This window comes from Nocardioides sp. NPDC057772 (assembly GCF_042798075.1).
Lineage (GTDB): Bacteria > Actinomycetota > Actinomycetes > Propionibacteriales > Nocardioidaceae > Nocardioides.
The window spans coordinates 1-11,516 of record NZ_JBHVKN010000166.1 but is presented as its reverse complement, the minus strand read 5'-3'; the positions used below and the strand labels follow the sequence as shown (position 1 = coordinate 11,516).

General features: G+C 69.4%; 9 protein-coding genes. 4 read left to right on the top strand and 5 right to left on the bottom strand.

Annotation, left to right across the window (positions count from 1 at the left end; translation table 11 throughout):
- Positions 1–154: 154 nt before the first annotated feature.
- Positions 155–382, bottom strand: a complete 228-nt coding sequence (locus tag ACFVJS_RS21475; RefSeq protein ID WP_008361825.1) for a hypothetical protein — start codon at positions 380–382, stop codon at positions 155–157.
- A 371-nt stretch (positions 383–753) separates the two neighbouring features.
- Between ACFVJS_RS21475 and ACFVJS_RS21470 the strand changes: the two genes are divergently transcribed.
- Together ACFVJS_RS21470 and ACFVJS_RS21465 are read left to right on the top strand one after the other, a co-directional pair.
- Complete coding sequence (locus ACFVJS_RS21470; RefSeq protein ID WP_378884633.1) at positions 754–2,817, top strand: type IIA DNA topoisomerase subunit B; 2,064 nt, start codon at positions 754–756, stop codon at positions 2,815–2,817.
- Positions 2,817–3,227: a hypothetical protein gene (locus tag ACFVJS_RS21465; RefSeq protein WP_378884629.1), complete on the top strand. Its 411-nt coding sequence runs from the start codon at positions 2,817–2,819 to the stop codon at positions 3,225–3,227. The genes ACFVJS_RS21470 and ACFVJS_RS21465 overlap by 1 nt, the downstream gene beginning before the upstream one ends.
- 11 nt (positions 3,228–3,238) lie before the next feature.
- Here ACFVJS_RS21465 and ACFVJS_RS21460 read toward each other — a convergent pair whose 3' ends face one another.
- Positions 3,239–4,144 carry an RNA polymerase sigma-70 factor gene (locus ACFVJS_RS21460; protein WP_378884626.1) on the bottom strand — a complete coding sequence of 302 codons (906 nt, stop codon included), beginning with the start codon at positions 4,142–4,144 and terminating at the stop codon, positions 3,239–3,241.
- Positions 4,145–4,225: 81 nt separating this feature from the next.
- Here ACFVJS_RS21460 and ACFVJS_RS21455 point away from each other — a divergent pair, with 81 nt between their 5' ends.
- Both ACFVJS_RS21455 and ACFVJS_RS21450 read left to right on the top strand, forming a co-directional pair.
- On the top strand, positions 4,226–4,405 hold the full coding sequence (locus ACFVJS_RS21455) for a hypothetical protein (protein WP_378884623.1): 180 nt from the start codon (positions 4,226–4,228) through the stop codon (positions 4,403–4,405).
- 153 nt (positions 4,406–4,558) lie between these two features.
- On the top strand, positions 4,559–5,011 hold the full coding sequence (locus ACFVJS_RS21450) for a PaaI family thioesterase (protein WP_378884630.1): 453 nt from the start codon (positions 4,559–4,561) through the stop codon (positions 5,009–5,011).
- Between the two features lie 57 nt (positions 5,012–5,068).
- Here the strand turns inward: ACFVJS_RS21450 and tuf are convergent, their stop codons facing one another.
- From tuf to ACFVJS_RS21435, 3 genes are all read right to left on the bottom strand, one after another.
- Positions 5,069–6,256, bottom strand: a complete 1,188-nt coding sequence (tuf, locus tag ACFVJS_RS21445; protein ID WP_378884621.1) for an elongation factor Tu — start codon at positions 6,254–6,256, stop codon at positions 5,069–5,071.
- A gap of 281 nt (positions 6,257–6,537) precedes the next feature.
- The gene (locus tag ACFVJS_RS21440; protein WP_378884618.1) at positions 6,538–8,802 is read right to left on the bottom strand and encodes an FdhF/YdeP family oxidoreductase; all 2,265 of its coding nucleotides are present in this window, start codon (positions 8,800–8,802) and stop codon (positions 6,538–6,540) included.
- 9 nt (positions 8,803–8,811) lie between these two features.
- Positions 8,812–11,442: an ABC transporter permease gene (locus ACFVJS_RS21435; RefSeq protein WP_378884615.1), complete on the bottom strand. Its 2,631-nt coding sequence runs from the start codon at positions 11,440–11,442 to the stop codon at positions 8,812–8,814.
- Positions 11,443–11,516: the final 74 nt, after the last annotated feature.

Here is an 11,516-nt window from a genome sequence, read left to right as displayed (position 1 = left end):
GGTTGACCGGCTTGCCGGGGCGGGCCGACTGGTCGACCCAGGCGTTCATCTCCTCGTCCGGGCTGTGCGCGACGAAGGTGTCTCCGTCGCGCCGAGAAGACGCCGGAGGCCCGGACCGACGTGGTCCGGGCCTCCGGGGAGTTGGTGGGTGGGGTCAGTTCTTCTCGGTGAGCTTGTGGGTCTCGTCGGTGATCGAGCTCGCGATCTCCTTGAGCTTCTCACCGTGCTCACGGGCGTGGTGGGCGCAGAACAGCAGTTCGCCGCCGGAGTGGAGCTCCGCGCGTACGTAGGCCTGCGCTCCGCACCGGTCGCAACGGTCCTCGGACGTGAGCGGCGAGCTGGTGGCAACGGCAGTGGTCACATCGGCCTCATTTCTGATCATGATTGCGCCGGGATAACGTACGTGAGTCGTGGAAGATTCCCTAGATCGCTAGCGTTTCCTCGCGGACTCTTACCTCCGTCGCACCTCTAATCCTTGCAGTTGTCGCTCCGGGTCGGGGATCCGGGTCGGACCTACCCCACGGGACATCGCTGTCCGTGACAGACATTCTTACCTGTCGACTGACCATTTCGTGCATCGAAACCCGCAAGTTCCGCGTAACGGACCGATCACGACGTACGCCTGCCGCCCCATGGCGGCCGGGCCGGTTGCCGCGTGCCTGCGTGAGTCCCGGGCGTGTCGCACGGTAGATTTCCTCTGAGGAACCCCCCCACGCAGCGCCCCAAGCAGCAGCGCAGTACAGCCAGGAGCCGATCATCTCTGACAACACCTACAACGCCGCGCACCTCCTCGTCCTCGAGGGCCTGGAGGCGGTTCGCAAGCGTCCCGGTATGTACATCGGCTCGACCGATACCCGCGGCCTCATGCACTGCCTGTGGGAGATCATCGACAACGGTGTCGACGAGGCGTTGGCGGGAGTCGCCGGCCACGTCGAGGTGACGATGCACTCCGACGGCTCGGTGGAGGTCTACGACGACGGCCGCGGCATCCCGACCGACAAGGAGCCCCGCACCGGGCTCCCGGGCGTCGAGGTGGTCGCGACCAAGCTGCACGCGGGCGGCAAGTTCGGCGGTGGCTCCTACAACGCGACCGGCGGTCTGCACGGTGTCGGTCTCTCCGTCGTCAACGCGCTCTCCAGCCGGATGGACATCGACGTCGACCGTTCCCCGGCCCAGCAGGGGATGTCGTTCCGCCGCGGCGTGCCCGGGGTGTTCGACGGCGACGGCCCGAATGCCGGGTTCACGCCACAGAGCGGCCTGAGCCGCAAGGGCAAGCGCGTCGCCAAGGGCAAGACCGGCACCAGGATCCGGTTCTGGCCCGACAAGCAGATCTTCACCAAGGACGCCCGCTTCGAGCTCGAGGGACTGCTCGGCCGCGCCCGGCAGACCAGCTTCATCGTCCCCGGGCTGGAGCTGGTCATCCGCGACCAGTCGGGCCCCGAGAAGATCGAGGAGAAGTTCCGTCACGACGGCGGCATCGCCGAGTTCGTCGAGTTCCTGGCCAAGGACGAGCCGGTCAGCGGCGTACTCCGGTTGCAGGGGTCGGACACCTTCACCGAGACCGTGCCGATGCTCGACGACGCCGGCCACATGACCCCGCAGGACGTGGAGCGTAAGCTCGGCGTCGACATCGCGGTGCGCTGGGGGAGCGGCTACGACACCGAGATCCGCTCCTTCGTCAACGTGATCGCCACCCCGAAGGGCGGCACCCACGTCAGTGGCTTCGAGAACGCGCTGACCAAGACGTTCAACGACGCCATGCGCGCGGCCAAGGTGCTCAAGGTCAACGACAAGGACATCGTCAAGGAGGACGTCCTCGAAGGTCTGACCGCGGTCGTGACGGTGCGGCTGGCCGAGCCGCAGTTCGAGGGCCAGACCAAGGAGATCCTCGGCACCCCGGCGGCTCGCAGCGTGGTGCGCAAGGTCGTCGCCGCCGAGATGAAGTCGTTCCTCACCGAGTCGCGCGGCGCCCAGAAGCAGCAGGCCAAGCTGGTGATGGAGAAGGTCTACGCCGCCTCCAAGACCCGTCTCTCGCTGCGTCAGCAGAAGGAGAACCAGCGGCGCAAGAACGCGCTGGAGTCCTCCGCGCTGCCCTCCAAGCTCGCCGACTGCCGCACCACCGACGACCGCGCCGAGCTCTTCATCGTCGAGGGTGACTCCGCGCTCGGCACCGCCAAGGTGGCTCGCAACTCCGAGTTCCAGGCGCTGCTGCCGATCCGCGGCAAGATCCTCAACGTGCAGAAGGCCTCGGTCGGCGACATGCTCAAGAACGCCGAGTGCTCCTCGATCATCCAGGTCGTCGGCACCGGCACCGGGCGCAGCTTCGACCTGGACGCGGCGCGCTACGGCAAGATCATCTTCATGGCCGACGCCGACTCCGACGGCGCCCACATCCGTACGCTGCTGGCGACCCTGTTCTTCAAGTACATGCCCGAGCTGATCGCCGCCGGCAAGGTCTACACCGCGGTCCCGCCGCTGCACCGGATCGAGATCTCCAACCCGAAGAAGGGCATGGAGAAATACATCTACACCTACTCCGACCCGGAGCTGCAGCGGAAGCTCGCCGAGCTGAAGAAGAAGAACGTCACCTGGAAGGACCCGGTGCAGCGCTACAAGGGTCTGGGTGAGATGGACGCCGACCAGCTGGCCGAGACCACGATGGATCCCCGTCACCGTACGCTTCGCCGGCTGACGCTCGACGACGCCGACGAGGCCGCGGCGGTCTTCGATCTGCTGATGGGTTCCGACGTGGCTCCGCGCAAGGAGTTCATCGTCGCCGGGGGCGGTCAGCTCTCCGAAGACGACCTGGACTTCTGATGGACCAGAAGGCAGCACGGACGGCGGCGACCAAGGCGTTCAAGGCCGGCGGCATGCCGCTGCGCAAGGGGCATCACCGGCTCGGCGACCCCAAGAGCGACGACATCGTCTGGTACATCGACCTGCGCGCCCAGGGAGCCGGCCCGGCCGCTCCGCTGCGCTTCGAGATCGGCTGCTGGGTCGCCGCCCTCGGCCACCCGGAGCCCGAGGGCGGTCCGGTCGACTGCCCGCTGCTGCTGGACCGGCCGGTCGCGGCGACCACGCCGGCCGAGATGGGTGAAGAGGTCGGCGAGCTCGTCGGACTCGTCGGTGACCTGGACTCGGTCGCTGCGCTGCGCGAGGCGCTCGCCGACGGGGCGCTGGGGCGGCCGCTGGTCGACCAGTCGCTGCGTACGTTCCTAGACGGGTAGAGCCTGGACGGTCAGCGCTCCGCCAGCAGCGCGAAGAGGTCGCCGACCTCGCCCAGGTGGCCGAGCTTGTCGGGGTTGAGGACGTTGTGCATCCGGACGATCCGGTCGCCCTCGACGTCGAGCGCGATGACACCGAGCAGGGCGCCGTCGGCGCCACGGGTGAGCATCGCCGGCTGGCCGTTGGCGTGGGAGAGCTCCAGACGTACGCCGAGGCGCTCGCCCTGACGCATGAGCCCGAGCAGGAAGCGGGCGACGGCGACGGCACCGAGCATCGGCTTCTGGATCGCGGGGGCTCGGCCGCCGCCGTCGGCGACGAAGACGACGTCGTCGGCCAGCAGCCGCTCCAGCCCGCTCACGTCGTTCGCGGACAGCGCGGCGACGAACTGGGAGGCGAGCTGGTCGCGGCGCTCGGGTGAGGGCTCGAAGCGCGGCGTGCCGTCGGCGATCCGCTTGCGGGCGCGGGCGAAGATCTGGCGGCAGTTGGTCGCGCTCTTGTCGACGACCGGGGCGATGTCCTCGTAGTCGTAGCCCATCACCTCGCGCAGCACGAACACCGCACGCTCGACCGGGGTGAGCGACTCCAGCAGAACCAGGAACGCGGTGCTGACGGTCTCGTCGAGCTCCAGACGGTGACTGGGATCCTCGTCGGAGACCAGGATCGGCTCGGGCAGCCACGGCCCGACGTACTGCTCGCGCCGGTGGCGGGCCGAGCGGAGGGTGTCGATGGCGATGCGGGTGGTGACCGTGGTGGCGTACGCGTCGAGGTTGTCGACCTCGCCCGACTCCTGTCTGCTGCGGTGCATCCGCAGGAACGCCTCCTGCACGATGTCCTCCGCCTCGGCGACGCTGCCGAGCATCCGGTAGGCGATCGAGAACATCAGCGGGCGGAGCCCGTCATGAGCGCTTGCGAGGTCCACGAATGCAGGACCTTACGCCAGCTGTCACACGCGCGCAGGTCGTTTCGTCGGTGGGGTCGACAACGACGAGAGGAACAGGAAATGCGCATCTTCATCGCGGGCGGAACCGGCGCGGTCGGCATCAGGACGGTGCCGCTGCTGGTGGCCGCCCGACACGAGGTGTACGGCTCGACCCGCCACGCCGCCGGGTGCGAGGCCCTGGCCGAGCAGGTCGGTGGGCGGAACCCGATGCGGCTCCCGGCCTGCTCGCCCGGCCGTTGATCGGCGAGTTCGGGGTCGCCCTGATGACCTCCGTGCGTGGCTCCTCCAACGCCAAGGCCAAGCGCGAGCTCGGCTGGACCCCGTCCTACCCGACCTGGCGCGAGGGCTTCCGGACCGGGATCGGCTGATCGTGGTTATGGTGGCGCGGTGAAGATGATCGCGTTGCAGGACGAGTGGTGGCCGGCGATGACCTGCTTCGGGTGTGGGCCGGCCAACGCGGAGGGTCTCCAGCTGAAGAGCTATCCGCAGCTGGACGGGAGCGTGACCGCGACCTTCCAGCCGTGGCCGCAGCACGACAACGGCGGCGGCTTCCTCAACGGCGGGATCATCGCGACCCTGCTCGACTGTCACAGCGCCGCCGCGGTGCACCAGGAGGCCTTCCTCAACGGCTGGATGCCCGCCGAGGGGGAGTCGCTCGCCTATGTGACTGCCGGGATCGACGTACGCTACCGGCGGCCGGCCCCGCTCAAGGAGCCGGTCACGCTGGTCGCCTCCACCACGGACGCCAGCGAGGACCAGATCACCTCGCTGGTGCGGCTGGAGTGGGACGGGAAGGTCCGCGCCGAGGGCGAGGCGCTGTGGAAGCGGTGGCGCCCGCGCGGCTAGCGGGATCGGTAGAAGCAGAAACGGCCCCCAACAGGTTGGGGGCCGTTTCTTGTCGTGTCAGTCGAGCAGCTCGGTCACGGTGCCGGCGGCCACGGTGCGGCCGCCCTCGCGGACCGCGAAACCGAGACCGACCTCCATCGCGATCGGCTTCTCCAGCTCCACTCCGAGCTCGACCGTGTCGCCGGGCATGACCAGGGCGATGTCACCCAGGTCGATCCCGCCGGGCACGTCCGTGGTCCGGAAGTAGAACTGTGGCCGGTAGTCCGCGGCGAAGGGAGTGTGCCGGCCACCCTCGGCCGTGGACAGTGCGTGCAGGTTCGCCCGGAACTTCCGGTGCGGCCGTACGCTGCCCGGCAGCGCCACCACCTGGCCGCGACGTACCTCGTCGCGCTTGACACCACGCAGGAGCACCGCCGCGTTGTCGCCCGCCTCGGCCGACTCCAGCGACTTGCCGAAGGTCTCCAGCCCGATCGCGGTGCTGGTGATCGTCGAGCCGAGGCCGACGACCTCGACCGCGTCGCCGACCTTCAGCGAGCCCCGCTCGACGGCACCGGTGACGACCGTGCCGCGGCCGGTGATGGTCACGACGTTCTCGATCGGCATCAGGAACGGCTCACCGAGCTCACGCTCCGGAACCGGCACGTAGTCGTCGATCGCGTCGAGCAGGTCGCCGATCGCGGCGGTCCACTCGGGGTCGCCCTCGAGCGCCTTCAGCCCGGACACCCGGACGACAGGCACGTCGTCGCCGGGGAATCCGTACTCGGAGAGGAGGTCGCGGACCTCCAGCTCGACCAGGTCGAGCAGCTCCGGGTCGTCGACGGTGTCGGCCTTGTTGAGTGCCACCACCAGGTAGGGCACGCCCACCCGACGCGCGAGCAGCACGTGCTCCCGCGTCTGCGGCATGGCACCGTCCTGGGCCGAGACGACCAGGATGGCGGCGTCGACCTGGGCGGCGCCGGTGATCATGTTCTTCACGTAGTCGGCGTGCCCGGGCATGTCGACGTGCGCGTAGTGCCGGGTGGCGGTCTCGTACTCGACGTGCGAGATGTTGATCGTGATCCCGCGCTGCAGCTCCTCCGGGGCACGGTCGATGCCGTCGAAGGCGATGAAGCGGTTCACGTCCGGGTCGCGCTCGGCGAGCACCTTGGTGATCGCGGCGGTCAGGGTCGTCTTGCCGTGGTCGACGTGACCCATCGTCCCGATGTTGAGGTGCGGCTTGGTCCGCACGAACTGGCTCTTGGCCATGGGAGTTCCTTTGATTGTCAGAAGATTTCGGGGTGAGCCAGGACCCTCCGGCAAGCCCTCACAGCGCTGTCACCGCGATGAGGGGGCCGGTGCGGGCCACCCTCCTCCGCGGGTCCTGCGAGGCAGGAGGAGGGTCAGCTTCGAGCGCCGGTGCAATCGACTGACGGAGCCCACGTGGGAGCGCCCGTCAGGCTCGTGCCTGACAGGTCGAACTCGGAAACCACGCGGAACATGCGCATCACGGTAGGTGCCAACACGGACACCCGCAATGTAATTCCCGGCTAGCGCGCCTCCAGGCGCACCACGACCGACTTCGAGGTCGGGGTGCGGCTGCCGTCGGCGTAGGAGTCGAGCGGGATGAGGACGTTCGTCTCCGGGAAGTACGCCGCAGCGGAGCCGCGAGGGGTGGCGTAGGCGACGACGCGGAAGCCCTCGGCGCGGCGCTCGCCGTCGGTCCAGACCGAGACGATGTCGACGGTGTCGCCGTCGGCGATGCCGAGCTCGCGGAGGTCGTCGGGGTTGACGAAGACGACGTGGCGCCCGCCCTTGATGCCGCGGTAGCGGTCGTTGTAGCCGTAGACCGTGGTGTTGAACTGGTCGTGGGAGCGCAGCGTCTGCAGCAGCAGGTGTCCCGGAGGAGCGGAGGTCGCGGTCAGCGGGTTGGCGGTGACCCGGGCCCGGCCGGTCGCGGTGTCGAAGGTGCGGGAGTCGCGGGGGCCGTTGGGCAGGGCGAAGCCGCCCGGCGCCTTGAGCCGGGTCTCGAAGTCCTCGAACCCGGGGACCACCGCCGAGATGTGCCAGCGGATCCGGGAGTAGTCCACGCCCATCGTGGCCCAGTCGATGCCCTGGTCCGAGCCGAACAGGGCGTCGCCGATCGCACAGATGATGCCGACCTCGCTGCGCAGCTCCTTCGATCCCGGAAGCAGGCGGCCGTAGGAGGCATGGACCATGCCCATCGAGTCCTCGACGGTGACGTACTGCTCCCGGCCGCCGGTCTCGTCGCGTTCGGTGCGGCCCAGGCAGGGCAGGACCAGGCCTTCGCGGCCGTGGTGGAGATGGCTGCGGTTGAGCTTGGTCGAGATCTGGACGGTGAGGCCGACGTCGGCGAGCGCCGCGGTGGTGACGGCGGTGTCGGGGGTCGCGGCGGCGAAGTTGCCGCCGAGGGCGAGGAAGACGTCGACGGCGCCGTCGCGCATCGCCTCGATCGCGGCGACCACGTCGTAGCCCTCCTCGCGCGGCGGGGTGATGCCGAACTCGTCACCGACGGCGTCGAGGAACCACGCCGGCGGCTTCTCCCAGATGCCCATCGTGCGGTCTCCCTGCACGTTGGAGTGGCCGCGGACCGGGCAGGCGCCGGCGCCGGGCTTGCCGATGTTGCCGCGCAGGAGCAGGAACGAGGCGATCTCACGGATCGTGGCGACCGAGTTCTTGTGCTGGGTCAGACCCATCGCCCAGCACACGATGATGCGCTCGCGGCTCTCGACCAGGTCGGCCAGCGACTCGATCTCCTCGCGGGAGATGCCGCTGAGCCGGGTGATCTCGTCCCACTCCATCGCCGCCCAGGCCTGCGCCGCGACCTCGAAGCCGTCGGTGTGCTCCTCCAGGAACGCGTGGTCGACGGCGTCGCGCTCGACGAGGACCTTGTTGATCCCGGCGAACAGCGCCAGGTCGCCGTTGACCTGCACGGGCACGTGGAGGTCGGCGAGCTTGGTGCCGACACCGGTGACGCCGCGTACGGTCTGGGGATTGCGGAAGCGGCCGAGCCCGGCCTCACGGAGCGGGTTGACCGACACCACCGTGGCGCCGTTCTCCTTGGCGGACTCGAGCGCGGTGAGCATCCGCGGGTGGTTGGTGCCAGGGTTCTGGCCGACGACGAAGATCAGGTCTGCGTGCTCGGCCAGGTCGTCGTAGGTGACGGTGCCCTTGCCGATGCCGATCACCTCACCGAGGGCCGTGCCGCTGGACTCGTGGCACATGTTGGAGCAGTCGGGGAGGTTGTTGGTGCCGAGCTGGCGGGCGAGCAGCTGGTAGACGAACGCGGCCTCGTTGGACGCGCGACCGGAGGTGTAGAAGACCGAACGGTCGGGGTCGGCGGCCCGCATCCGGTCGGCGATCAGCGCGATCGCGTCGGACCAGGAGATGGGGGAGTAGTGGGTCTCGCCGGGGCCGATGTACATCGGCTCCGTCAGCCGGCCCTGCGCCTCCAGCCAGTGGTCGTCGCGCTCGGCGAGCGAAGCGACCGAGTTGGCTGCGAAGAAGGAACGATCGACCCGCTTGCGGGTCGCCTCCCACGCCACCGCCTTGGCGCCGTTCTCGCAGAACTCGGCCGCCTTGCGGTGGTCGGGGTCGGGCCAGGCGCAGGAGGGGCAGTCGAAGCCGCCGACCTGGTTGACCTTGAGCAGGGTCTGCAGGCTGCGCCGGGGGCCCATCTCGCGCAGGGCGTACTCCATCGAGTGTGCCACCCCAGGGATCCCGACCGCGGCCGTCTCCGGCTCGCTGACGCGGAGGGTGGGCTCGGGCAGGTCTGCGGTGCGATCGGTGCTCACCCCCGCAGGCTACTCCGTGGCGATGGCCTTGAGGACGTCTTCCCTCCCGGCGCGGATGGCCGGGAGGAGAGCGGCCAGGACACCGACGACCACCGCGATCGCGAGGAAGACGGCCAGCTGGTCCAGCGGCACCGACAGGCTGGTGAGGTCTTCGCGCAGGGCGTCGCGCAGCAGCACGCCGAAGAGCACCCCGAGGGCGAGCCCGAGGACGGCGCCGAGCACCGCGATGGTCACCGACTCCAGGGTGATCATCCGGCGCAGCTGGCCGCGGGAGAGCCCGATGGCGCGCAGCAGGCCGATCTCGCGGGTGCGCTCGATGACGCTGAGGCCGAGGGTGTTGACGATGCCGATCACCGCGATCACGATCGCCAGCGCGAGCAGGCCGTAGATCATGTAGAGCAGCTGGTTGACCTGCCCCTTGATCGACTCGGCGAACTCGTCCTTGTCCTGCACCGCGACCACGGGACGGTCCTCGACGAGCTTGTCGAGACGCTCGTGGATGACCGCCGGATCGGCGCCCCGTGCGAGCAGGATGCTGAGCGAGGCGTCCTCCCGCGGCACCTTGGCCGCGACGAGGTCCTCGATGCGCACCGTGATCTCGCCGGTCACCGGGCTCTCGGCGATGATCCCGCTGATCTGCGGTTGCGCCTGGCGGCCGCTGACGAAGGTGAGGTCGATGCGGTCGCCGAGCTGCCACTTGTGCTTCTTCGCGGCCTCGTCGGTGACGAGCACCTGACCCGGCTTGACGTCGTCGCTGCCCTCGAGCACGTCGAGGTCGTAGATCTGGGACAGGTGCTCGTCGACGCCGAAGAGGAACGTGGCCTCGTTGTTCTTCGGGTTGCGCACATCGACCTTGCCGACGACGGCCTGGGCGATCTGCGAGCGGGAGACGGTGGCCACGCCCTCGACCTTCTCCATCTCGTCGCCGATCGAGGTCGGGAATGCGGTGAAGGTCGGGCTCTGCACGACCAGGTCGGGCTTGAACTGCTCCTCGACCACGTCGGTGATCGAGGCGTTCATCGAGGCGGCGAGAACCCCGATCAGGGAGACCAGAGCCAGCCCGATCATCAGCGCCGAGGCGGTCGCGCCGGTGCGCCTCGGGTCGCGCATCGCGTTCTGCCCGGCCAGCTTGCCGGTCATCCCGAACAGCGCCCCCGAGACCGTACGCAGCGCAGCGAGCACCGGGCGGCCCAGGAACGCGCTGATCCAGGCGACCGACAGGATCGAGACCCCGGCCCCGACCCCCACCCACAGGGCCGCGCTCGTCGGCACGTCGAACCCGCCGGGCAGAGTGATCTCGGGGATCCCGATTCGCGGCATCGCCGCGAGCACGAGGCCGACCGCCAGCAGGACGAGCCCCACCGACGTACGCAGGATGGTGGATCTGGCGGGAGGCTGGGTGTCCTCGCGCATCGCCGCCACCGGCGGCACCTTGGCAGCTCGGCGGGAGGGGAGGAGGGCGGCGGCGAGGGTGACGCAGACGCCGACGGCGTAGGAGATCCAGATCGTGCGCGGGGTGAGGACGAGGACGTCGGAGGCGATCTCCAACCCGGCCTGCCGGAAAGCGGCAGCCAGGCCGTGGGCCAGGCCCCAGCCCGCGAGGATGCCGATCGTGGCCGCGACCAGCGCCATGACCAGCGCCTCGAAGAGCACGGAGGTGGTGATCTGGCGGCGAGAGGCACCCAGGGCGCGCAACAGCGCCAGCTGACGGGATCGCTGCGCGATCAGGATCGAGAAGGTGTTGACGATGATGAAGGCGCCGACGATCACCGCGATCACCGCGAAGACGATGAGGAAGACCGAGATCACGTCGAGGAACTCACCGATGGCGTCCTCGGACTCCTCGACCACCTTGTCCCCGGTGACGGCCTCGAAGCCCTTCGGGACCACCGTGTTCGCGGCCTCGGCGAGCTCCTTCTGGCTGACGCCCGGGGCGGCGGTCAGCGAGATTCCGGAGTAGACGTCCTTGCCGTCGGTGAACAGGCTCTGCGCGCCGGCCGTGCTGAAGATCAGCAGCTGCGCGCCGGCCGTGCCGCCTCCGTTGAAGGCGGCGATGCCGGTCAGGGTGACCGTGCGGCGGGTCTCGCCCTGGGGCGCGATCAGCGTGACCGAGTCTCCCACCTGGTAGCCGGCCTTCTCGGCGGTCGCCTCGTCGAGAACGAGCTCCTTCTTGCCGGTGGGCCAGCTTCCCAGGGTGAGCTCGAGCGACGGCTCGCCGAGCAGGTTGGGGGTCCCGGTGTGGTTGAAGGCCAGCGTCGGTGCGCCCGAGCTGCTGACCAGCTTGTCGTCGGTGTCGAGGACGTAGAGGCCTGCGCCTTGGACGACCCCGTCGGCGCGGGCGACCTCCGGCAGCGTACGCAGCCTCTCGATGGTCGCCGGCTCCAGCGTCGCCGCGCCGCCACCGCCGGGGCGGCTGGCCTCGGCCGAGCTGGCGCTGTTGACCGGACGCACCTGGCCGTCGGGGGTGGAGCCGTTGATGATGCCGGAGAAGGTGCGGTCGAGCCCGTGCGAGAAGGTGAGTACGCCGGCCAGAAAGGCGACGCCCAGGACGATCGCGAGCGTCGACATGAGCAGGCGCACCTTGTGCGCGGCGAGGTTGCGCAGCGTCAGCCGGAGCACGCCGCCACCCCCGTTGCGCAAGCGCCAGAGTACGGACGTGGCGGCGTGCCGATTGCTTCGTTCACTCGCTGACGCTCGTTCACCCTCAGACGCCC

Coding starts and splice junctions, on each gene's coding strand:
- ACFVJS_RS21475 (WP_008361825.1), bottom strand. CDS start 382: ATGATCAGAAATGAGGCCGATGTGACCACTGCCGTTGCCACCAGCTCG.
- ACFVJS_RS21465 (WP_378884629.1), top strand. CDS start 2,817: ATGGACCAGAAGGCAGCACGGACGGCGGCGACCAAGGCGTTCAAGGCC.
- ACFVJS_RS21455 (WP_378884623.1), top strand. CDS start 4,226: ATGCGCATCTTCATCGCGGGCGGAACCGGCGCGGTCGGCATCAGGACG.
- ACFVJS_RS21450 (WP_378884630.1), top strand. CDS start 4,559: ATGATCGCGTTGCAGGACGAGTGGTGGCCGGCGATGACCTGCTTCGGG.
- tuf (WP_378884621.1), bottom strand. CDS start 6,256: ATGGCCAAGAGCCAGTTCGTGCGGACCAAGCCGCACCTCAACATCGGG.